The sequence below is a fragment of the Paenibacillus sp. 05T425 genome (assembly GCF_056396205.1).
On sequence record NZ_JBFTLA010000003.1, the window covers coordinates 398,209 to 421,906 of the forward strand.

19 protein-coding genes, 2 tRNA genes and 1 riboswitch are annotated in these 23,698 nt (G+C 48.7%); of the genes, 15 read left to right on the forward strand and 6 right to left on the reverse strand.

The window, feature by feature from the left end; translation table 11 throughout:
- Window positions 1-131 precede the first annotated feature (131 nt).
- From AC1DF0_RS08455 to AC1DF0_RS08485, 7 genes are all read left to right on the forward strand, one after another.
- Window positions 132-1,025, forward strand: coding sequence for an ABC transporter permease (locus tag AC1DF0_RS08455; RefSeq protein WP_477573722.1), 894 nt, complete (start codon window positions 132-134; stop codon window positions 1,023-1,025).
- Between the two features lie 14 nt (window positions 1,026-1,039).
- Window positions 1,040-1,966 (forward strand): carbohydrate ABC transporter permease, encoded by a 927-nt coding sequence (locus AC1DF0_RS08460; protein ID WP_337098565.1) that lies wholly within the window; start codon window positions 1,040-1,042, stop codon window positions 1,964-1,966.
- A gap of 84 nt (window positions 1,967-2,050) precedes the next feature.
- Window positions 2,051-2,689, forward strand: a complete 639-nt coding sequence (locus AC1DF0_RS08465) for a polysaccharide deacetylase family protein (protein WP_477573652.1) — start codon at window positions 2,051-2,053, stop codon at window positions 2,687-2,689.
- Between the two features lie 83 nt (window positions 2,690-2,772).
- Window positions 2,773-4,410 (forward strand): PhoX family protein, encoded by a 1,638-nt coding sequence (locus tag AC1DF0_RS08470; RefSeq protein ID WP_477573653.1) that lies wholly within the window; start codon window positions 2,773-2,775, stop codon window positions 4,408-4,410.
- 85 nt (window positions 4,411-4,495) lie between these two features.
- Window positions 4,496-4,726: a twin-arginine translocase TatA/TatE family subunit gene (locus tag AC1DF0_RS08475; RefSeq protein ID WP_477573654.1), complete on the forward strand. Its 231-nt coding sequence runs from the start codon at window positions 4,496-4,498 to the stop codon at window positions 4,724-4,726.
- Window positions 4,726-5,457, forward strand: a complete 732-nt coding sequence (gene tatC, locus AC1DF0_RS08480; protein ID WP_477573655.1) for a twin-arginine translocase subunit TatC — start codon at window positions 4,726-4,728, stop codon at window positions 5,455-5,457. Before AC1DF0_RS08475 ends, tatC begins: the two co-directional genes overlap by 1 nt.
- Before the next feature lie 115 nt (window positions 5,458-5,572).
- Entirely contained in the window at window positions 5,573-6,025 is a 453-nt protein-coding gene (locus AC1DF0_RS08485; RefSeq protein WP_475820354.1) for a GNAT family N-acetyltransferase, read from the forward strand.
- Between the two features lie 64 nt (window positions 6,026-6,089).
- On the opposite strand, the gene AC1DF0_RS08490 is transcribed toward AC1DF0_RS08485, so the two are convergent.
- Window positions 6,090-8,348, reverse strand: coding sequence for an outer membrane protein assembly factor BamB family protein (locus AC1DF0_RS08490; protein ID WP_477573656.1), 2,259 nt, complete (start codon window positions 8,346-8,348; stop codon window positions 6,090-6,092).
- Between the two features lie 172 nt (window positions 8,349-8,520).
- Between AC1DF0_RS08490 and AC1DF0_RS08495 the strand changes: the two genes are divergently transcribed.
- Window positions 8,521-9,978: an amidase family protein gene (locus AC1DF0_RS08495; RefSeq protein WP_477573657.1), complete on the forward strand. Its 1,458-nt coding sequence runs from the start codon at window positions 8,521-8,523 to the stop codon at window positions 9,976-9,978.
- An 18-nt stretch (window positions 9,979-9,996) separates the two neighbouring features.
- Here AC1DF0_RS08495 and AC1DF0_RS08500 read toward each other — a convergent pair whose 3' ends face one another.
- Window positions 9,997-10,206: a YrzA family protein gene (locus AC1DF0_RS08500; protein WP_337098573.1), complete on the reverse strand. Its 210-nt coding sequence runs from the start codon at window positions 10,204-10,206 to the stop codon at window positions 9,997-9,999.
- 290 nt (window positions 10,207-10,496) lie between these two features.
- Here AC1DF0_RS08500 and AC1DF0_RS08505 point away from each other — a divergent pair, with 290 nt between their 5' ends.
- Both AC1DF0_RS08505 and AC1DF0_RS08510 read left to right on the forward strand, forming a co-directional pair.
- Window positions 10,497-11,942, forward strand: a complete 1,446-nt coding sequence (locus AC1DF0_RS08505) for a hypothetical protein (protein ID WP_477573658.1) — start codon at window positions 10,497-10,499, stop codon at window positions 11,940-11,942.
- A gap of 377 nt (window positions 11,943-12,319) precedes the next feature.
- Window positions 12,320-13,696, forward strand: a complete 1,377-nt coding sequence (locus tag AC1DF0_RS08510; RefSeq protein WP_477573659.1) for a M48 family metallopeptidase — start codon at window positions 12,320-12,322, stop codon at window positions 13,694-13,696.
- Window positions 13,697-13,802: 106 nt separating this feature from the next.
- Here AC1DF0_RS08510 and AC1DF0_RS08515 read toward each other — a convergent pair.
- From AC1DF0_RS08515 to pdxR, 3 genes are all read right to left on the reverse strand, one after another.
- Window positions 13,803-13,879: transfer RNA gene (locus AC1DF0_RS08515), tRNA-Pro, on the reverse strand.
- Between the two features lie 9 nt (window positions 13,880-13,888).
- Window positions 13,889-13,964 (reverse strand) — tRNA-Thr (locus AC1DF0_RS08520).
- Window positions 13,965-14,055: 91 nt separating this feature from the next.
- On the reverse strand, window positions 14,056-15,492 hold the full coding sequence (gene pdxR / locus AC1DF0_RS08525) for a MocR-like pyridoxine biosynthesis transcription factor PdxR (RefSeq protein WP_477573660.1): 1,437 nt from the start codon (window positions 15,490-15,492) through the stop codon (window positions 14,056-14,058).
- 108 nt (window positions 15,493-15,600) lie between these two features.
- On the opposite strand from pdxR, the gene AC1DF0_RS08530 reads away from it, so the two are divergent.
- A complete protein-coding gene (locus tag AC1DF0_RS08530; RefSeq protein WP_477573661.1) occupies window positions 15,601-16,143 on the forward strand; it encodes a pyridoxamine 5'-phosphate oxidase family protein in 543 nt (180 codons plus the stop codon).
- Window positions 16,144-16,251: 108 nt separating this feature from the next.
- Here AC1DF0_RS08530 and AC1DF0_RS08535 read toward each other — a convergent pair whose 3' ends face one another.
- Window positions 16,252-17,571: a hemolysin family protein gene (locus tag AC1DF0_RS08535; protein ID WP_477573662.1), complete on the reverse strand. Its 1,320-nt coding sequence runs from the start codon at window positions 17,569-17,571 to the stop codon at window positions 16,252-16,254.
- Window positions 17,572-17,860: 289 nt separating this feature from the next.
- Here AC1DF0_RS08535 and AC1DF0_RS08540 point away from each other — a divergent pair, with 289 nt between their 5' ends.
- From AC1DF0_RS08540 to AC1DF0_RS08555, 4 genes are all read left to right on the forward strand, one after another.
- Window positions 17,861-18,631 (forward strand): DUF1836 domain-containing protein, encoded by a 771-nt coding sequence (locus AC1DF0_RS08540; RefSeq protein WP_477573663.1) that lies wholly within the window; start codon window positions 17,861-17,863, stop codon window positions 18,629-18,631.
- A 71-nt stretch (window positions 18,632-18,702) separates the two neighbouring features.
- A riboswitch (cyclic di-GMP riboswitch) is annotated at window positions 18,703-18,788 on the forward strand.
- Window positions 18,789-18,882: 94 nt separating this feature from the next.
- A complete protein-coding gene (locus tag AC1DF0_RS08545; protein ID WP_442053475.1) occupies window positions 18,883-20,679 on the forward strand; it encodes a methyl-accepting chemotaxis protein in 1,797 nt (598 codons plus the stop codon).
- 197 nt (window positions 20,680-20,876) lie between these two features.
- On the forward strand, window positions 20,877-22,658 hold the full coding sequence (locus AC1DF0_RS08550; protein ID WP_477573664.1) for an HSP90 family protein: 1,782 nt from the start codon (window positions 20,877-20,879) through the stop codon (window positions 22,656-22,658).
- Entirely contained in the window at window positions 22,655-23,698 is a 1,044-nt protein-coding gene (locus AC1DF0_RS08555; protein ID WP_477573665.1) for a hypothetical protein, read from the forward strand. Before AC1DF0_RS08550 ends, AC1DF0_RS08555 begins: the two co-directional genes overlap by 4 nt.

Sequence of the window (23,698 nt, forward strand, 5' to 3'; positions counted from 1 at the left end):
CCCCTTCCTTCTTCCCTGCCTGACGCCGAGAGAGGAGAGCGATTAGATTGTCCATTCACAATGAAATGAAAACATCCGATAGCGTCAGCTTGCCTCTTAAAGAGCCTGCTAAAGCAGTCCGATTTCTAAAAATGCTGGTGAAGCAGCGTACGCTCGTATTCATGTCGATCCCGTTCCTGTTATGGCTGTTCGTATTCAAGTACGTACCGCTCTGGGGCTGGACAATAGCATTCCAAAATTATAAGCCTAGAAGGTCGTTCGGCGAACAGGAATGGGTCGGACTCAAGCAATTCAAATTTATGTTTGAAGATGAGCGTTTTTTTCTCGTGCTGCGCAATACGTTAGCGATGAGCTTAATCAACTTCGTGCTCGGATTTGTAACGGCTATCATTCTTGCCATATTACTTAATGAATTGCGAAATGTCATGTTCAAGCGGTTCGTTCAGACGATCAGTTACTTACCTCATTTCCTATCTTGGGTCGTCGCTGCGACGATCATCCAAAGCGTGCTGTCTGCTGACGGCGGAATTATAAACGAGATATTGTTAGGTTTAGGCTTAATCAATGAGCCGATATTATGGCTGGGTGTAGGGAAGTATTTCTGGAGTATTATGGGTGCATCCGAAGTGTGGAAAAACGTAGGCTGGAATACGATTATTTATCTAGCCGCCATGACTACGATCGATCCCGCTCAATATGAAGCGGCAGAAATAGATGGAGCGGGCCGATTCCAGCGCATCTGGCATGTAACATTGCCTGGCATCAAATCCGTCATCATTATTTTGATTATTCTGAATCTTGGTCAAATACTGGAGACAGGTTTCGAGCCTCAATATTTGCTTGGCAACGGGCTTAATATCGATTTCTCGGAAAACCTCGAAATATTCATTCTGAAATACGGCATGAATTTAGGAAACTATTCGCTATCAGTAGCGGCAGGCATATTCAAGACCGTTATTAGCATCATTCTGTTGTTCTCGGCGAACGCTCTGGCTAAGCGGTTCGGGCAAGAACGGCTGTTCTAGAAGGGGGATCCATCATGGCTAACGCAAAAACAAGCTATAAACGTTTGCAATCGCCGGGAGACCGGCTGTTCGATGCGGCTAACATTACGTTCATGATCCTGCTCATGATCGTCACGATCTATCCGTTCATCAATATGATGGCTGTTTCCTTTAACCATGCGAGCGATTCCGTTCGAGGCGGCATCTATTTCTGGCCGCGGGTATGGTCGTTGGACAATTACAAGTATGTATTCAATGAAGCGACAATCATCGGCGCAACCGGTATCTCGGTGCTGCGTACGGTGCTCGGCACGATAATCTCGACCTTCTGTTCGGCAATGGTCGCGTTCACGATCAGCCGTCCGGAATACGTGCTTCGCAAATTCGTATCCATTGCTTTCGTACTGACGATGTATTTCAACGGCGGCTTGATTCCGAACTTCCTGCTCGTGCGGGATCTGCATTTGATGGGGACCTTCTGGGTGTACATCATTCCAGGCATTATCGGCGTATTCAATATTATTGTTATCCGTTCATTCATTGAAGGATTGCCGGAGGGCATCCTGGAGTCGGCCAGAATGGATGGAGCGGGCGAGTTCACAACGTTTCTTCGCATCGTTCTGCCATTGTCGATGCCGGTTCTAGCGACAACCTCGTTGTTCACAGCGGTGTATCATTGGAATTCATGGTTTGACGTGTTCCTGTACAATTCCTCGCATGTCGAGCTAAGTACATTGCAATACGAGCTGATGAAAATGCTGCAAAACTCCAACGCTGCCGTCAGCACCGGGGACGCGGCAGGAGCGGCAGCGAATGCCAGTCAGGGCGGCGGCAATTATGTAACGCCAACTTCGATTCGGGCAACAATGACGATTGTAGCAAGCTTGCCGATCATCATGGTATATCCGTTCCTTCAGCGTTATTTCGTCAAAGGCTTGACACTTGGCGGTGTGAAGGGTTAATAGTAGAATATCAGATGCAGTTAGAGTAGCCTGTCGCTGACAGGCTATTTCTGCTATTAGAAGATAAGGATGGTGGTTAGTGGTATGGCGATTAACGGTATTATTCATGAAGTGGCAACGAAGAAACGTCTGCTTGCATTGACGTTTGATGATGGGCCGGATGAGACGTATACGCCTCAATTGCTGCAGGTGCTGGCGGAGTACGGAGCGAAGGCGACCTTTTACATGATAGGAAGTTCAATAGAGAGTTATTCGAGTGTCGCTAGAGAGGTTCACAGTCATGGACATGAAATTGGTAATCATACTTATAACCACCCTCACTTAACGAAGATTGCCCCAGCGGAGCGCAAGGAACAGCTTGAGCGGACGGATGCCTTGATCAAGGAATTAACGGGGAGCAGCCCGGCGACATTCAGGCCGCCTTATATCGACTTCGACGGAGACGTAGCTGCAGAATCCGCCGGTATGAACTATCGGATGATCGGCGCCGTTAATATGGATGCGAGTGATTGGGCGAATCCCGGCGTGGACCATATCGTAAGCAAGACGATGGAGCAAGCGAGGGACGGCGGCATACTCATATTCCATGACGGGTATGGCGATCGTTCGCAGACGGTGGAGGCCGTAAGGCTGCTATTGATCGATTTGAAGAGGCAGGGCTACCAGTTTGTGACGGTAAGCGAGCTGCTCGCTTCAGCTGATGATAAGGGCAATTTACAATAGATACAAATGAAGGTGATATTACACTAACAATTCCTTATTACACTTGATCTTGTAGATCAAATGATGAATAAGGAGTGGACAAGTTGAACAAAACGATTGACCGTAAAACATTTCTGTCTTACTTAGGTACGGGCGCTGCTGCCCTGGCGGCAGCTTCCGCCGGCCTCGGAACATTGAATGGCAAAGCTTCTGCGATGTCATCCACGGCTGATCACCTTTTTGGCTTCAACACGAATCGTGTCAGCGGTTATTTCGAGCCGATTGCACCATCCTCGGAAGATAAGCTTCTGCTCCCCAAAAACTTCAAATATGACGTTGTAGCGGCATTCGACGATGTCATCAATGCAGCAGGCGAGCGCTTCGGCTCCGGCTGCGACTACAACGCTTTTTTCCCGCTTGAGGGCTCTAATGTAAGAGGGCTTCTCGTCAATAACCATGAATACAGCACGATCTTCTCCATCGGACCGGTTAAGGACGGCAAGATGACGAAGGAGCAACTGCACAACAATCTTTATTACCAAGGCATGTCCGTTATCGAAGTGTATCGCGACGATAAAGGCGTATGGAAGATGGACATTAATTCATCCCACGCACGCAGAATCAACGGATATACGAAGTTTGATCTGACCGGTCCGGCCAAAGGCGCTACGGCTCTTGGCGGGGCAACGACGGCTATTGGCACGTTCGCGAACTGCTCCGGCGGCGTTACGCTGTGGAATACGGTTCTGTCATGCGAGGAGAACTTCGCCGAGACGGCAGCCGCTTCCAGCCTGCCTGACACGCATTACGGATGGGTTATTGAGATTGATCCGTTCGACAAGAAGTATTTGAAGAAACATACGGCGCTTGGACGCTTCAATCACGAGAACACGGCAATGGGCATCGCGAAGGACGGCCGCGTAGTCGTCTATATGGGCGATGACAAGAAGGACGCTTGCGTCTATAAATTTATATCCAAGGGCAAGTACAACAAGTCGCTTGGACGCGGAAACTCCGCACTGCTTGAAGAAGGCACGCTATACGTAGCTAACTTGAAGAAGGGCGAATGGGCGCCTGTAACGCTCGATGCGGTGCAGAAGGCAGTGAAGGACAAGCCCGAGCTGCTTAAGAAGTTTGCTACACAAGGCGATGTCGTCACTTACTGTCAGGAAGCGGCGCTTCTCGTAGGCGGTACGCCGACAGATCGTCCGGAAGATATCGAAATCTCTCCTTTCGATAATACCATCTTCATCTGCCACACGAACAACGACAACCATGGCAACATTCACGGACATATTACGCGCATATTCGAGACCGACAGCGATCTTGGTTCGCTAACGTTCGACTTCGAAATCTTCGCCGCAGGTGGCCGTCAATCGGGCTTCAGCTCGCCGGACAACCTGGCGTTTGATTCCAACGGGCATCTGTGGGTTGTAACTGACATCTCCAGCTCCAGCCAAAATAAAGGCGTGCACAAACCGTTCAAGAATAACGGCTTGTTCGTTATTCCGACGAGCGGACCTGATCAGGCGATCGCGCTCCAGTTCGCATCGGCGCCGGTCGAGAGCGAGCTGACCGGTCCGTTCTTCACGCCGGACGAGCAGACGTTGTTCCTGTCGGTGCAGCATCCGGGAGAGAATACGACCGATCTGAACAATCCGACGAGCAGATGGCCTCACCGCGCCGGCGACAGCAAAGCAAGATGCGCAGTCGTCGCTATTAGCGGATTCAAGCTTGGTTAATCAATGATTAAAGCCACCCAGCCGTATGTGAACGAGACTGCGGCTGAGGTGGTTATTATAGTTCTGATAATAAGGAGAGATTCACATGCCATTTGGTCAGATTGGTATCGGGGGATTAGTATTGATATTGGTGATTGCGCTTATTTTGTTCGGTCCATCGAAGCTTCCTGAGCTAGGCCGCGCCTTCGGACGGACGCTAACGGAATTCAAGAGTGCTACGCGAGGACTTGTCAACGGCAGCGGGGATAGCGGCGCTGAAGAACGCAAAGACGGGGAACCGCAGGACGCGCAAGCGCAGGCGGTATCGAACAAATAATGGCGAACGCGAATCCGAATGAGCAAAGTCTGATCGGACATCTAGGCGAGCTGCGGCAGCGTCTGATTCGCACGCTCGTCTCATTCCTCGTTGCGATGGCCGCAGCATTCATTTATGTCAAAGATATTTATCGCTGGCTCGTGCGGGATATGGATCACCAGCTCGTACTGCTGGGACCGTCGGATGTCGTATGGGTGTATATGATGATTGCGGGAGTCGTGGCGATCGCAATTACGCTGCCGATCGCAGCTTATCAAATATGGAAGTTCGTGCAGCCGGCCGTACCGAAGCAAGCGCAGCAAGCAACGCTGCTTTTCATACCCGGCATATGCCTGTTGTTCATTATTGGCATCTGCTTTGGTTACTTCATCCTTTTCCCAATGGTTCTTCATTTCATGGCGCAGATGGCTGCCGGAGATTTCAATACGATGTATACGGCGGATAAATATTTCACCTTTATGATCCATATGACTGTCCCGTTCGGATTGCTGTTCGAGATGCCGGCGATCGTTATGTTTCTAACGAAGCTTGGGATATTGAATCCGACGAGGCTGGCGAAAGCGCGCAAGCTTGCTTATTTTATTTTGGCTATTGTTGCGATTACGATAACGCCGCCTGACATTTTATCCGATCTGATCGTTATTGTGCCTCTATTCCTGCTATACGAGATTAGCATTACGATCTCTAAGCTCGTCTATCGCAAGCAGCTCACGCATAGTGCCGCAGCTTGAGAGAGGCTTTGCCAGTAATTATTTGAAACCTTGCCATTCCCAACTACGTCTTAATAACAAGCGTATAGGAGAAGCTAGAATACCATAGCGACTGAATGGGCAAGGAGAGTATAGGATGCAAATTAGAATGCTGGCTTACCGAGAGCCTCCGCCGATGGAACTGCTGCTGATGGCCGATCCTTCGGAGAAGCTGGTGAACGAATATTTGAACCGGGGTCAATGTATGGTTGCCGAAGACGGCGGTTTGATTATAGGGGTGTATGTGTTGCTGCCTACTCGGCCGGAGACCATCGAGATCGTGAATGTGGCAGTCGCCGAGAGCGAGCAGGGGCAGGGAATCGGCAAGCAGCTGGTCAAACATGCGATTGACACCGCGAAGCAGCTTGGCTACAAGACAATCGAGATTGGAACGGGCAATTCGGGAGTCGGTCAACTGGCGCTTTATCAGAAATGCGGCTTCAGAATGGTCGGCATCGATAGAGACTTTTTCATCCGCCACTATCATGAGCCGATCTACGAGAACGGTATCCAAGTTATCGATATGGTTCGGCTGTCTCAGGATTTGTAATAATATTAAAGTAAGAAGCTGACTCCAGTGCAGGAGTCAGCTTCTTTTGTATGTGTAATCGTTATTAGAAGTCTAGCTTCATTCGCGAGAAGTAGCCGTTGCTTGAGCCGATATACAGCTCATCGCCATTACGATTGATTAAGCCATTCAAAATGTCCTTTAAGCGCAAGTCGGGATACCCTAATATGACGTCTTGTAATCGGTTCAATTGCTTGCCGGTTTGCTTGTCAAGGAGCAATAGATCTTCGCCGTAAGAAAGCAGTAGCTTGTTATCCAGCACGATGAACTTGTTTGCTCCGTAGTAGGATACCGAACCTGTGAAAGAGGACTCTTTTGTTTTCCAGAGAATCTTGCCATCTGATTGGCTAACAGCCGTTGGAATGCCATCCACGGTCATATAGACATTATCGCCATCGAAGACCGCTCCTGCTGCTTTGCCTGGAATCGACCATAACGTCTTGGCGTTTACCGCGTCGTATAACGCTGTCTTATACGGTGTCGGCTCGACCTCCGTCTTGTCATCTGCAGGCTGTTGAATGAGCAGGTATTGACCCTCGAGCGCAAACACGAATTCATGGTCGCCTATCGTATACCTCGCTTTTACCTGCTTTGTTTTCGTGCTCGTATTTACTAATAGGATCTCATTGCCAAGCATAATCCATTGATCGGTTTTCTCCGGCTCGAAGGGGTTAATTGGCGACTCGATGAACGGGCGCGAATAATAGCTTGCCGACTCGGCTTGTGTGCCCTGCGATGCTTCTTCCCACATGAGTTCGCCCGTAAGCGGATCGAATGCCTGCAATGTATTATATTGAACAATCATTATGGCAGCATAACGATCACTATCGTTTATAATCTCATAGCTGTCATTTGTTGACTTGGTCCATCTTTCTTTACCGGTTGCAGCATCAAGGGCGATAATCTTGCCTTCCGCATTCGGCACGGATGATCCTTGATGGATAACAACGGTGTTTTTCGCCCTTGCCACTCTGAAGTCTTCGAGCTTACTCCCGTCGAACGTCCATACAGGCTTGCCGTCGGACAGCCTCACGCGGCTTATCCGCTGTACATATTGTTGCGAAGCGGGGTCATAGTCAATGAATACGGTAGCATACTCGTTGTTGTTGTCTAAGTAAGCTGAGAAACCGCCAAACCCCGCATCGATCCTCCACAACGTCTCGCCGGTTTCCCGATCGACCGCGTATAGACCTCCGTTATTATGCATGCCGCTATAACCGCCGTCATCCCCTTTGAGCAGCAGGATGCGATCCGTAACAGCTTGCAAGTACGTATAACCTAGATTGTATTCGTTGCGCCATGTCCAATTCACAGCTTTGGTAGAGCTTGGCGGAAGTTCCCGATATTCGTGCATGTATTCCGCAGGATACGTATAACTGCTTAATTTCTTATGTTCAGCTAAGGTTGCTGTCTGAATCAGACGCCATTCCTCAACCTTCTTCTCCTTATTAAACGTAATCGTAAAATGGACTTCTCCCAGCTCATAGCGCCATGTAACGCCAAGGCGCATCGCTTCATCCGTCGTGCTCATATTGCGCGACGTCTCGATTATATTCGATTCGCCCAGCAACTGTCTCACCGCTTCTGCATCCGTTCCTTTGGATATAACAGCCTCGATAATGGAGATCGCTTCGGTGATCGGGAGCGAACTATTCGCATCAAGGATGCCGCCTTGCACGCCTTCGCTCGATTCAATCTGTGCAGAAGGGATCCAGAGCAGCACAGGCCGATTGGGCTGATATTCACCATAGGGGATAACCGGCGATTTAAGAATGCCGTACCAGTCGTTCCAGCGGATAGCGCTGTAGATCGACTCGCCAAGATGGCTGGCGTCCGTTGTCAGCGTGCTGCCGGGGAATAAAGAATACTTTGCACCAGGCTTTACATTCAGCTTTACCGGTTGACTCACCCGAATCTCCTTAGCGGCGTCTGTACCGTACCAGATCGGTAGCCGGATGAGCCCAACTTCATCGGTAGTGAAGGCAATCCATTCGCCTCGCTGCTCGGACACTTTGAATGTATCGCCAGCTTTGCCGTAATGACTGGCTTCAAGCGGGATTGACGCAGTGTCTGCTTTTCCTGCGAAGAACGGTGCTAGGGAGCTGAGTGTCACTTGGCCATCTACCGTAAGCAATTGAAGCGGCGTAACCGTCGGCGCAAGAGTAGGCTTGGGTGTCGCGGCAGTGGACGGGGAAGCAACAGGCAGATCTTCTGATTTGCACCCGATCGTCAGAAGAAGAGCGGAGATAAGCGTGACTACGAGAATGATACGTAACCGTTGTGGCTGGCGTTGAGGACTATCCATATGAACTCTCCCTTGAAATTGGATATTTTTCCATTTAGACGTGAAGTTGCGGAAAAAAGTTTCTGTGCGCGGCTGTTTTAGTTAGATTCATAGATTCAAGTAGTAGCGGGCAGGATGATATGGTATATTAATTCCAAAATATACCTTGGTACTAATGGAGATGAGCGATCCTATGAGCTTTGAGGTTATCGAAGCGACGATTACGTCTATGCAGGCTGCACTGACATCAGGTGAGACTACCTCTAGAGAACTTACGCTTATCTATCTAGACCGAATAGCAGCTCATGACAAAAATGGGCTAACGATCAATTCGGTTCTGTGTGTTAATCCGGAGGCGTTATTTATTGCTTCGGCGCTTGATGCCGAGCGAGCTTCCCGAGGAGTTCGAGGGCCGTTGCACGGTATTCCTATTCTACTTAAGGACAACATCAATACAATGGATCAGATGAGCACAAGCGCAGGTTCGCTGGCGCTGGCGGGCTCCTATGCGGGAGAAGACGCAACGGTTGTGAAGAAATTGCGGGAAGCGGGCGCCATTATACTCGGCAAAGCTAATATGACGGAGTTCGCGAACTTTATGACAGATGGCATGCCTTCGGGATACAGCTCGCGCGGCGGTCAGACGCTCAATCCGTATAACATCTCCAAGCCGACTGGCGGCTCGAGCGCAGGCTCCGGCGTTGCCGTTGCGTGCAACTTCTGTATGGTCTCTATTGGAACGGAGACGTCGGGCTCGATACTTAATCCTGCGAATCTGAGCTCGACGGTCGGGATCAAGCCTACTGTGGGGCTCGTTAGCCGTTCCGGCGTTCTCCCGTTATCGACGAGCCAAGATACGGTTGGACCAATCGCTCGGACGGTGACGGATGCGGCTATCGTGTTGAGCGCCATAACCGGCTATGATGAATCGGATGCGGCGACAGGGGCGATGCAGTGGAAGGGGCATGGCGATTACACGCAGTATTTGGCGCGAGGCGGTTTGAGAGGTGCTAGAATCGGTATTCCAAGAGATTATTATTTCGAGGAGCTGACGGAGGAGCAGCTTGCGATATTCGATGCTGCCGTCCAAGTGATGAGGGGGCAGGGGGCAATTATCATTGATGCCGCCAATATTAAGACAGCTCGTCAAATCGTTTATTCCTCGGTCGTGCTTAATGAATTCAAGTCGGCGCTTAATGCTTACTTAAGCAAGCTGCCGGCAGGTGCGAAGCTGCGATCGCTCAAGGATATTATCGCCTTCAATAATGAGCATCCCATTGAAGCGCTGCGTTACGGTCAGACGACGCTGCTTGCGGCAGAGACGACGACAACGGGTATGTTGACCGAAACGCCGTACTTGCGGGATCGCGCCGCCGATCTGCGGCTCTGCAAGGACGAGGGCATCGATGCGACGTTTGCTGAGCATCAGCTCGACGCCTTGCTCTTCCCGGCCGACTTCGGCGCTAGAATTACGTCTCGCGCCGGATATCCGAGTATCATCGTACCTGCAGGCTACACATCCGAAGGCGTACCGTTCGGCGTGACGTTCGCCGGAGCGGCATACAGCGAGCCGATGCTTATTAAGCTAGCTTACGATTACGAGCAAAACTCGCTCGTCCGCAAGCCGCCGTCGCTTAAGAGTTACGTCTAAGGCCCGCTGCAATGCAGGCTAACGCTTAACTTTAAAGTGTACGACGGCGCTGTATACCATTTTCTCCATCTTCGGATGGAACGTCACCTGATGGCTAATGGAATGGACATCAAGCATAAGCGCCTTGTTCATATCGATCTGACTATTGACCATACGCTCCAGCGACTTCAAATCCGTCGCTTCAAAAAACTCGATTTTCGTATCCAATAAATCCAAACGGAAATCCATTTTGTAATCCCCAATCTTTAAGTTTCTATTAATCGTCGTTAATACACATTATACCTATTCATAAGGAAGAGAGCGAGGGAGCACCCGAATTGATGGATCGTATTTGGAAGTACAAGTTTCATTACCTTATCGTATTGCCGGCATTACTGCTTATTGTTATCTTCAAGCTAATTCCGCTCATTCAAACGATGTATTACTCCTTTATTGACTATAGTCCGTTTCGAGGAATGTTTGGCAGTCCTTGGGTGGGTTTCGACAACTACTCGGCTTTGTTCGAGGATGAACTTTTTATGAAGGCTTTGGGCAACACGATTGTGATGAATATTGGTTTCGTACTCATAAGCGGTACAATCGCTTTGGGGCTGGCGCTTTCATTAGGTTCAATCCGTTCCAAATGGATCAGAGGTTCGTTCCAAACGTTATTTCTGATTCCTTATGTTGTGCCGTCGGTGTTTATTGCTGGGGTAGTGATCAATTTATTGTCACCTGGCCATCTAGCGCTATTCCATACAAATAAGTACTTTCTTGCAGATCCTTCTTTGACGAAACTAATCATTATAGCAGTCGAAGCATTCCGCAGCTTGGGCATTCCGGTTATGCTTGGTCTGGCAGCAATCTTGGCCAATCAGTCAGCTCAAGCTGCCGGTGGGCAGTTCAGATCAATTATGGCGGCTGCAGCAAGAGCGATTGCGGCGTATATGATTGTGCATCTCTCCTTTTTACTCTCAAGTAATATGGAATTATCATCAAATATGATTAATTCATTGACAAGAGATAGCGGAATCACAATCGATAATTACAGATACATGATAGGCTTAATGCAAGCTCAATATAGTTTATCGTCTGCCGCAGGCACATTAGTATTCATCATTCAGCTTGTTCTTGTGCTGCTTTCATACTTGCTTGTGAGAGGCAAACTCCTACGCGATTTGTTTAGCGGAATCCAACATCGGAATGCAACTCAAGAAACTAGAAAAACTAATACGTGGTGGGGAACAGCTGTGTCTGGGATTTATGCGGCTGTCGTATTGCTTTTCTTATATTTACTTTTAATAGATCCGTTTACAAAACAAAACGTTTCGGGAGCAAACGTGTGGGATCATATCTCATTGTGGAATACTACCGGGTTTTCGATAGTTTATTTTGTTGCAGTAGTCATTTTCATGTTCATTACCGTTACGCTTGCGTATCCATTAACCGTAAAGAAGCTGCCAGGCCGGAACCTCTATAAACTACTTCTGCTATTTGTACTGGCTGTTGGTTCGAATGTGATTAACGAGGTTCTCCTGTTCTTGAAGCTGTCCATGTTGAATACAGTGTTTTCTCAACTGATTTTAGGATTTTTCTCACTTGCTTCTATATTTGTGCTGAAGTCGATATTCAATAGCCGGTACAGCGATCTGAAGGAACAGGCAGAGGCAAGCGGCCGTGGTGAGATGCATACATTCTTCACGCTATATATTCCGAAGGTATGGAAGCCGCTGCTGGCGCTTGGCGTGCTGCAATTCATAGCTCTGTGGAATGCCTATCTGCCATCCATCATTTACAATGCTCGAGAGAATGGGTATTCTCCCGTAGCAAATGGATATCGGTTAATCTCGAGCGATCCTGCGAATTTCGGCGATCCGAGCGTCTGGCAGTATTATGCGATCATGAGTTTGCCGTCGATCATCCTGCTGCTCGTATTCCGTAAATGGATTACTTCCGAGGTGCTGACTAGTCAAATTACAAAATGATTATGAAGTACTATAGGTGTGAGCTATTAGCGTCTAACGAATGGTGATAGCGTTAGATGTGGATATATTGGATCAAAGGGCCGGTAACGAATCCTGTAAACGCTATTTGGTCATGAGCCGCATATTTCAAGCTTCTTTTTTAAAAATAACGTTACTGTAGTTCGTTATAACTCTATTTTGAGGTCCATTTCCGGGATAGCGACTTCACGATTCGTTAAAAACCAAGAGTAAAAATCATACATGAGTTTAATGATAGGAAGAGAGCTAGCTTCGCAAGAAGCAAGCTCTCTTTCTTGTTATTGGCTATACCCCAAATCTACCAGTTCATGTATACTGTTGACTGTTGGTATTGTTTATAGAAGGGGTTGCTTAAAGGAATGTATGTAGATCCGTCGTTGGTGCACAAGAAAGAAAAAACGTATTATGTAATAGCGCTCGTATTTAGTATTATAGCTTCGCTCGTATTGTTGATTTCGATTATAGGCATTTATATTTTATTGTTTATTGTCGTCGTGCCGCTCATTGCTCAAGCGATACTGAACGCGAGCATTCGAATAAATGGCGTGCGAATTACGCAAAAGCAATTTCCCGAGATATACGAAATCGTATATCAACAGAGCTTGCGGATGGGGCTTCCATCGTTGCCGGATGTATATATCATGGAATCAAGCGGGGTATTGAACGCCTTCGCAACCCGGTTCTTTGGCCGAAATATGGTCGTGCTTTATTCGGATTTATTCGAGCTGATGAACAGAGGCGGGAGCAAGGAGCTGACGTTCGTCATCAGTCACGAGCTTGCGCACTTGCAGCGGAGGCATCTAACGAAGCACCTGTTCATCATTCCAGCCATGTGGCTGCCGTTCCTTGGCGACGCCTACTCGCGGGCATGTGAGTACACATGCGACCGAATGGCTACTCATTTCACAGAGGACGCTGAAGCGGCAATGAACGGACTAACGGTACTGGCAGTGGGCAAGAGCTTATACAAACAGGTGGACCGTGAAGATTATTTGCTTCAGAGCAGCAGTGAGCGCGGACTTTTCGTATGGCTCGCGGAGAAGTTGTCAACTCATCCTCCGCTTCCTAAGCGGATCGATGCGATTCAGCGGTATGTCGACCCGCATCTGTCTCCGCGCTACCGGTCGTCGAGGATGACTTATATTATAATTGGCTCCGTCTGTGTTGCGATCTTAGTAATGTTTATTACCGGAATTGTTTTATCCGCTTCGCTTTTCAAAGTGGCAACTGGCGCGTTTGAGGACAGTACGCAAAACGAGGAACTGCTGGATGCTGCATTGAACGGGGAAACTCTTCGCGTTACGGAGCTGCTGCAGGCAGGCGCTGATCCTAATACTACCGATTATGATGGATGGACCGTGCTGATGAGTGCCGCTGATCAGAATAACTTAGAAATGGCAAAAGCGCTGCTTGAGTCAGGTGCATCGATTGATTTGATCGAGGAAGAATATGAGAATACAGCATTGACGGTAGCAATAACAGGCGGCTATGTTGAAATGGCTAGATTGCTGCTTGACCATCAGGCAGACCCGAATCTGCAGGACAGCTATGGATGGACGCCTCTGATGACTGCCGCATCACACGGTGATGAGAGTGCGGTTATGCTGCTGCTCGAATATGGTGCTGAACCGTCTACGATAGACGATTCGGGCTGGAGTGCTTCTGACTATGCGTTAGAATCAGGTTACGAGGAGCTGGCTGAGAAGTTGAAGCCGGGAATAGGGGAAGCAGCTTAGCTGCTTCTCCCGCTTCATCATAACAAAGAAAGAGAAGCTTGATTGCTCAAGCTTCTCTTTCTTTGTTAAAGCTATGTATGATTGCTGTACCTTCATAGTTTCACTATGGTCGGGACGACACGATTTGAACATGCGACCCCCTGGTCCCAAACCAGGTGCTCTACCAAGCTGAGCTACGTCCCGTGAAAGAGATGGTGCCGTCGAGAGGACTTGAACCCCCAACCTACTGATTACAAGTCAGTTGCTCTACCAATTGAGCTACAACGGCGCGTTATTCTCTTTGACACAAGATGTATTATTACACACAACTCGTCCTTTATGCAAGCTTTTTTTAAAAAAAATTTGATCTACTTCTCAAGCTAGCTTTTTCCGCCGAACCATGCCTCGCTTAAGAGCCGAATACCTTCTGTAAGCTGGGCTTCCTCCATGCCTCCAAATCCAATCATCATATAGCCCCCCGGACAATCTGCAGCATGATTCCAATGACGGGAAGGGGAATAGGCACGGCAGCCCGCAAGTTCTCCAAGCCGAAGCAGATCCTCGCTTTGCCGGCCCTTCACATGCAGCAATAGATGAAGACCGGAACGGTCGCCGATTACTTCGACGTGTTCTCCCATCCAGCGCTGAATAGCGGCCGTAACTGCTTTATGTTTCCCTTGATAGATGCGCCTCATCTTACGGATATGTCTGGCGAAATGTCCCCGACTCATGAATAGCGTAACCGCCTTCTGAATAATAGGGGAGACGGGGTGACTGTAATTTGCAAGCTTGTCCTGAACGGTTGCCATTAAGGTTGGGGGAAGGACAAGATAGCTTAAACGTGCAGCAGGCAGGAAGGATTTGGAGAACGTACCCATATAAATAACCTTGTCCGCTGTATCAAGCGCTTTGAGCGCAGGAACAGGTTGACCGTAATAGCGGAATTCGCTATCGTAATCGTCTTCCAATATAAGCCCGTCACAATCAATCGCCCATTGCAGCAGCCTTGTTCGCTTATGAATAGGAAGTACCATACCGATCGGGAATTGATGGGAAGGAGTCACATAAGCGACCTGCACGCCAGCCGTATAAAGACGCTCAATCTGAATACCGTCATGCTCCAAAGGAATAGGGCTTAAGGAGCAGCCGTGATTGCGCAGCACCGTCTTAACACCCGCATAGCCGGGTTCTTCCATGCCAATACGCTGCTCTCGCAGCGACAGGAGCTGGCACAGCATGCTCACAGAATGTTGTGTACCCGCGCATACGATAATTTGGTTGGGATGACAATGGACTCCGCGTGATTCGAAAGCGTAGCGGGCAATCTCTGCACGTAACTCAGCATCCCCTTGATAGTGTCCGTACCCAAGAACCTCGCTTGACCTGCTCGAGACGGCTTCGACGAGACAGCTTTTCCATACTTCATGAGGAAACCGTTCGATCTCCATATCTCCATACTGGAAGTCGTAATCGACTTTGCGCGGCAAAATAGGCTCGTCAGCCATGTTCACAATCTCCGATTCCATCTCCGTCTTATCTGTCTTTAAAGGCCATACGAGCTCCTCCAGCGGTAATACGCGGTAACCACCTCGTTCCTTGCTGTCCACATAGCCTTCCGACAGAAGCTGCTGGTAAGCCGCTTCTATCGTATTTTTGCTGAGGCCAAGATGAAGCGCAAGCTGCCGGATAGCCGGTAATTGGACCCCTTCGGCAAGCGACCCCGCTTCAACCTGGGATCTAATATATTTGTACAGCTGCATGTAGACCGGCTGGCTGCTTTGTTTATCGAGTATGGGAGAGATGGCGATCATCGTCATGATTTATCTGACCCCTTTAGAATTATAGTTTTTGTCACTTTTCGTAGTGACAACGATTGTATAACATGACAGTAACACATATCTATTCCATTTGGGAAGGTGAAGAACATGTTTACCGTACGTTTGGATGTAAGAGCATGCAGCGATCAAACAAAGATCGATTTTTTTCTGAATCAGGCACAGACCGGATTTCTTGGTCTATCGGACGGCAAGCTGCCGTATGTTGTACCTCTTAATTTCGTTTGGTGGAATGGAGCGATCTATTTTCACGGGGCTGAAGAGGGTAGGAAGGTAAGGATCATTGCGGACAATAACGAAGCATGCTTTACGGTTAGTGAAAATTATGGGACGATTACGCATCCAGTACCTGCGCATACCGACACCGCATATATGAGCGTTATGATCTTCGGTAAAGCGGAGCAGGTTACGGAGCGGGAGGAGGCGCACGCGGCGATGCGGGCGCTCCTTGACAAGTATGTGCCCGGCTTTTATAAGGACCCGCTGGCGAGAACGCATCTGGAGCGCTATCGCTCCTCCAAAGGCAGCGCAACGCATGTGTACAAAGTAAGCTGTGAGACGTTGACCGCGAAGGAAAATGCGACCGCCGAGAGTAGGATGTACAAGCCGGGATTAACAGTCGACCAGGCTTAGAGCTAGCCGGAAGCAATAGCAAACCCAGCCTGTCAAAAAAAAGAGGATGCTGCTCTGCGAATCCATTGGATTCACGGAGAAAGCATCCTCTTGCTGATTAGGATAAGATTAGGCCAGCTCGCCCTCGACAACGGGCTCGTTTTGTTGAATAAGCATCTCTACTTTACGAATGCGGTTTTTGCTCGTCTCGCGGATAATGAACATCAGGTTCTCGTAATGATGCTCCTTGCCCGGCTTCGGATCTTGCACTTGACTGTACAGCCAGCCGCCCACCGTATCGACATCCTCGTCCTCGAAGATCGTTCCTGTAAGGTCCGCTAGTTCATCAAGCGATACTTTTCCGTCCAGCAAGTAGCAATTATCTGCTAGCTGTTCTACGTCCTTGCGTTCATCAGCATCGAATTCATCGCGAATCTCGCCGACGATCTCTTCTAATATATCTTCAATCGTAATGAGTCCCGATGTTCCGCCGTATTCATCAACCAAGATAGCGATATGGACGCGTTCCTGTTGCATTCTCTTCAGCAGCGACTTAACTGGCGTTACCTCAGATACGCTAAGTACCGGATGAACAAGCTTCTTGAATTCAAAGTTGCTGTTCGATTCATATTCTAGGAAAAGCTGCTTCGTGTTGATCATACCTACAATATTATCTTTGCTCTCCAGTGCGACCGGGAAGCGGGTATATTGTTCTTTGCGAATGATTTCCATATTTTCTTGCAACGATTTGTTCGTAAATAAGCAGATCATATCTGTGCGGGGAACCATAATTTCCTTGGCTAGCAGCTCGTCGAATGCGAAGATTCGGCTCACATAGCCGTATTCGGTATTGTTGATCTTCCCGCTCTGATAACTCTCATTAAGAATAATCTGAATTTCTTCCTCGGAATGAGCTTCTTCATGCTCCTTGGCCGGCTTAAGGCCGAACAATCGTACGATTCCGTTAGCTGAGCCGTTAAGCAACCAGATGAACGGGTACATAATTGTATGGAAGAAAATGATTGGTTTAGCCGTTAGGAAGCTGATAAACTCGGCTTTCTGGATGGCCCAAGTTTTCGGTGCAAGTTCACCGACAACGACGTGTAGAAACGTTACTGAAACGAAAGCGATAATAAAGGATAAGATATGGCTAATATCACTATTGAGTTCAAATCGTTCAAATAAGGGTAAAAGCATTTTTTCAACGGTCGGTTCTCCCAACCAGCCCAGCCCGAGCGCAGTAATTGTTATACCTAGTTGGCAGGCTGACAAGTAGGCATCCAGATTGCTCGTAACCCGTTGAACGGCAAGAGCGTTCTTCCGGCCCTCAAGCACTAACTGATCGATTCTACTGGAGCGAAGCCGGATAATCGCGAACTCCGTTGCCACGAAAAAAGCAGTTAATAAAATAAGAAGAGCAACCATGAATAAATTGAATCCTATACCCATTTTCGTTTCTCACTACCCTTTGTTTTTTGAATTTTTTAGTTAACCAACCTGTACATCTCCTAACGTTAGGAGTGTGGTAATTAAACTATACCGAATGATTACAACATATGACAACCGTCGTATGCAACGTTAAGCGCCGTTTTTGCACGATAAACGGTATTTTGGAAAGCACGATGGCTTGTTTTCATTGAATATCGTCCCTTTACAACCCTCTAATGCGAGCATATGATAAGTTCATAAGAACTTGTAAGCAAATTTGACGAAGTCGTGAATGCGAGGAGGAAGGAATATGGAGTCCTTTACGCTTACTCGAAAAGAGATGGCGGAGCTGTTACTCTCCTTACGCGGCAGCAGCAGTCAGAAGCCGATTCAAGTGCTGCAGAGCGCTTGGGCGAAGTCGCATCGGTACGATCTGGAGAAGGGGACGACATTGCCTGCCTTTCTCGCCACGCTTCTGCCGCCTATAATAGAGAAGTTAATTAAGGGCAGTGAGGTGAAAGGCTTCTCGCTGCAGGAAATATCGGCGCTGGGTCAGCTTATTGAATATTCGAACCTTTCCATTACTTCTATGCAAAATTGGGTCAAAAGAGACTTTAAGTCGTATTTTGACTGTCCGAAGGCCGGGAAGAAATATTCCCTTAATCAAGCTGCGCTGTTGTTCATTATCGATGATCTGAAGTCGAATCTCGACTTCGAGTCGATACGTAAGCTGTTCGAGATTGTGCTCGGTAAGCCGGAAGACGAGTCCGATGATCTTGTCGGTCCGATCGAACTGTACGCCACTTATACGAAGATGTTCGAGGAGCTCGACGCGAATAACGACCAATTACTCGATATTACCGGCCATCTGAAGGGGCAGCCACACCAGGACCTGCTTACAGAGGAGGTCATTCGAGGAGCGGCCAATCGGTTTGCGGACAGGCTGTCGGGATTGACGGACAAGCAGCGGGAAGCGATACGCAATATTTTGCTGGTAGCCGTCATATCGATTCAAACGTCCTATTTTCATACTCTCGCAAGAAGGTATTGCAATGCGACCCTGTTCCTGAATTCGCCATGAAAAAATAGGAAAAAAGGATGTACATGAGAGGAAATCTGTCCTATAATGTAAGCTGATGTAAAAAACAGACAAACTGAAAAAGGCAAACTTGTCGAAAGGCAAGGACGCAAAGTTATGGGCCTAAGGGGCAAGACGCTATGGCTGCCAGACCGCCAGTTGGTTAGATTAGCTTTATTTAGCTATCCGCCGACTGGGGCCTGGATAGCTTTTTTGCTATTTTTCGAGTAGACAGAGGGAGCGGGAGAATCAGCATGAAGGCAGCATCGTGGGCAACAACAGGAAAAGCATGGCTTGGCAAAGCACTGCAAACAGTAAGGCAAGTAAGCTTGAAAAAGTTGAACGGGAAGAAGATTACGACGAAGTTGTTTATTATCTCCGCCATTATTACCCTATTTAACTTAGGTGCTGGGGCATTCATCTATACCCAGAACTTATCGGTAGCAAACGCGGTAGATGAGTCCGAGAAGCTGTCCGAAGCTGAACGTAATTACCAAGCGGTGTCGGGCAAGCTGCTGAAGACGATGCTGAAAATGATCGATGCGATCGAGAACGGTACCGAGGAAGAGAACGCTGTTGCGATTAAGACGGAGTTAGCGACAATCCCGACTAGCTTAGAGCAATTAAGTAAACAATTCGAGGCTATGGATATTAAATATCCGGCCGAAGAGAATGCTCAAAAATATGTGAATCAGATCAAGGTGCTGGATCTTGCCTATACGAATTTGAGCACGACTTCTATTGATGTCAATGCATTAACGGCTGAAGAAAAGTCGCTGCGCGTGTCGGATCTGATCAGTGTCTACACGATCATAATTGATTTTTCCAAAGAAGCGATGGAGAAAAAGTTGTCTGAAGATACGCAGTCTATGCAGAAGTCGCTTAACAAAAGCGTTGATAGCGCGAATATAATCATTCTCGTGAATGTCATCCTATTGGCGGTATTGCCTGCCTTTATGATATTTGGCATTACACGTTCGATTAAGACCGGCTTGTCCGGCATTATGAAACGGATCGAAGCGTACCGGAACAATCAATTCACGGAGCAGTCGAAGCTGCAGCGCGCCGATGAATTCGGAGATATCGACGCATCGCTCGCCGACATGGGCAGCAACCTGCGCGAGACGATCAAAGCGACGATTGATGTGAGCGGTACGGTGTTAGGCGTATCGAACCAGATGACGGAGAAGATCGGCAGCAACCGTGACGCTTCCGAGCAGGTCAAAGGCCAGATCGAATATGGCAAGACGTCATTGCAAGCCCAGTATGACGACGCATCATCGATTTCGGCGGTAACCGAACAAATCTCGGCAAGCTCGGAAGAGATCGCGGCGTCCAGTGAGTACATAAATGGCGATATGCAGAAGATGAAGCAAGCATCGCTTAACGGCTCGCAACAGATGGCGGGCGTTGTGCTGAAAGTGAATGAGACGGCGGAGCAGTTCGATAAACTGACGGCCGCATTCGAATCGATGAATGAACGCTACGGTAATGTTGCGAAGTTCCTGGCAGGCATTCAAGATATTAATACGCAGACGAATCTATTATCGCTTAACGCATCGATCGAATCGGCACGCGCAGGCGAGCACGGTCGCGGCTTCGCGGTCGTTGCAGAAGAAATTCGCAAGATGTCGGGTCAGACCGACGCAATCTCGAAGCAGATTACGAAGGAGCTGGCGCTTATTCAAGCGGATGTCGCAGCCAGCGGCCGTACGATAAGCCAATTCTCGGATGTCATCAAGTCTACTCGCGAGACGTCGGAAACGGCTAGCGAGACGTTCCAGGCAATTGAAGCGCAGAGCGGAGTGTTATCTGATCAAGTGAGTGAAATATCGACTGCGATTAACGAGATTACGCAAGGCATGACGCATATCGTTACGGCCGTCGATAAGCTGCTGGAGAAATCGACGGAAGTGAACGGCCAGATGGAAGGAATAAGCGGTCTGTCCGACATGCAGAACGGCATTTCCGACGAGCTGGGCGAATTGTCGAAGCGGTTGACGGAATCATCGGAGGCGCTCAAGGAACGCGCTTCGGTATTCAAAATATAGGACAGGGCAATCAGGACAGGGAGTGCAGAGCGATAGCCGCTCTGCACTCTTTTTATTTATAAACGGCAAAGAGTGTCGGACATCGATCAATATGTCGATAAAGAAGGATAACGTTCAAGAACAGCGAATGATGAACGTATACAGACGGCATTGCCTTTGAACTAAGTTTAACTTACATATTGGAGACAGGTGATACGATGAGCGAAATGAACTTTCAAGTAAATTTACAGGGCATGATTGAACTGCTCTCCAAGCATCTATATTCGAATCCGGGCGTGTTCGTAAGAGAGCTGCTGCAAAATGGCGTCGACGCTATCACAGCTCGCAGGAAGCTTGGGCATCAATTTGAGCCGAAAATATTATTTGAGCTATACGCATCGAAAACAATTGCGATTCATGACAACGGCATCGGCCTTACGGAGCCCGAAATTCACCGCTTCCTCTCGCAGATCGGAAGCACGTCTAAACGCGAGGAGTTGGATGGGGATGACGACTATATCGGCCAGTTCGGGGTCGGCATGCTGTCCTGCTTCGTCGTAAGCGCTGAGATCGTGCTGATCACGCGTTCTGCGCTGGAGGGCGACACGCTGGAATGGCGCGGCCGACAAGACGGCACGTATACGATCCGCAAGCTGAAGCGCGAAGCGCCGATCGGGACAACGATTTATTTGACGTGCAAGGAAGACTATGAGGAATATTATGAATGGTTTAAATTAGAGCAGCTTATGTCGCATTACGGCGAGTTTCTGCCGGTGCCGATTCGTTTGTCCGAGGATCGCTTTGAGCGAAATATTAACGGTGCGCTGCCGCCTTGGCAATTGGACCCTCAGCATGCGCTGGAATATGGCGAGGCTCAGCTCGGCCACCGGTTTCTAGAGGCCGTTCCGATCAAGTCGCTGATTGGTGAAGCGGAAGGCACGGCCTATATTTTGCCCTATGCGGTAAGTCTGCAAGCAGAGAAGAAGCATAAAGTATATGTGAAACGGATGCTGCTCTCCGATCAGATGAGTCAAATATTGCCCGAATGGGCTTTTTTCGTCACATGCATCGTGAATGTGGGAGGGCTGAAGCCTACCGCATCGCGGGAGTCGTTTATTGAGAACGAGCTGTTCTATACCGTCCGAGATGAGCTGGGACAATGTCTGAAGCGCCATCTGATGATGCTGGCTCTGACTGATCCCGATTTGTTCGAGAAAATCGTGAAGATTCATTACGTTTCGCTGAAGGCTTTGGCTGTAGAGGATAACGAGTTGTACCAGCTGTTCATTCGCCATCTCTCGTTCGAGACGCCTTACGGCATGATGCGCATGGGAGATATTTTGCAACACAGCTCCAATATCGTTGTTTCGTCGACTTTAGACGAGTTCCGTCAAGTGGTTCGCGTGGCGAAGGCGCAGAACGTAATGGTCATTAATGGCGGCTACGTGCATGACTTTGAACTTGTGCGCAAGCTGGAGGAGTATGACGAGAAGATCCAGGTAGGGGTCCTTGATCCGATTAACTTCTCTAATCTGTTCCAAGATTTAACGGCGCTTGAGCTTCGCTTAGCTTCGCCCTTCCTAGCGCTTGCGGACAAGCTTCTAGAGCGATTCCAATGCCGCAGCGCGGTGAAGCGGTTCGAGCCCAAAGAGCTTGCCGTTCTATATAATACGAATGAAGAATTCAACTTCTTGCGCATGGCGGAGCAGACGAGAGCCGAGTCGAATGAGCTGTTCGACAGTGTTCTAGATGTTGTCATTCATCAAATCCACGATGTGCCTTATGCAAGGCTTTGCTTTAATTACAATAATCCGATCGTGCAGCAGGCCATTACATGCGGCAACCCGGAGATGCAGAAGCTAAGTATCGAGACGTTGTATACCCAGTCGCTGCTGCTAGGGCATTATCCAATGAGCTCGGAGGAGATGCAGCTGATGAACGAGTCATTCATGCGTTCTCTCTCGATCGGACTTGGTCAGGCAGGTGGCCATCAGGGATGAAGCAACGATACGATGAGCTGCGCAATGAGGCTTGGAGCCTGCCGGACGGCAAGCAGAAGGTGACGGTGCTGGAAGAGGCTGTTCGCATCGCCGATCTGTACATGTCGAAGGAAGAAGCTTATCACGCTAGAATGACGTATTCGGAGGCGGCGTTAGTGTCTGGCTTCGAGGAACGCTTCATCGTCTCCTTCGCCTGGTGCTTATCGCAATTCGAGAAACAGCCGGATCTATACGACAGCCACCAAATCATTTGGCATTACAAGTGGCTGGTCGGCATCATATGGCGGTTTCCGCAATTTGGAGCTGCTCAGATCGAAGACATCTTTGATGATTTTAAACGAAAATGCCTACAATACGGACACAGTCTGCGGCCTTATTATTCGAAAGTTCATCTTTATGCGCTAGCGGGCGGGCATGCCGAGCTTGCCCAAACGTATTATGAGCAGTGGAAAAAAGCGCCATATGATCAAATGTCCGATTGCCGGGCTTGCGAGCAAAATTTATTCGGCTACTTCCACTTAACATCTGGTCGTTATAAGCGGGGGCTTCAGACATTGAAGCCGATATTAAGCGGCAAGATGTCCTGCCGTTCGATCCCGCAAAATACGTACAGCCATGTCCTCATGCCGCTGCTTGAGACCGATCAGCAGGAAGAGGCGGCCAAGCTTGCACGCAAAGGCGCGGGGATGCTGAAAGGCCCCGGCTACTTAGAAGAATACGGCAGACTGATCGGTTATTATTCTGCAACGGACTTGAACAAAGCGGCTAAACTGTTGGAGAGCACAGCCGAATATGTATTGAGCAACAAAACAGACTGGAATCGATTCCAATATTTGATCGGGGCCAGTGCGTTCTTTACGCTGTGGAATGAGAAGAAGCGGAGAAGGAAGCTGGTTGTTCACAATTCTTTCACAAGCGAATGGGTAGAAGCCGAAAGTGAAAGGCTGGCAAGGGCTTTCGATGCTCGCAACGGCAATGATTATTGTCAGGGCCAGCTTGCACAAAAGATAAATCAAGTTTGGAAGCGTCGTACTCATTGA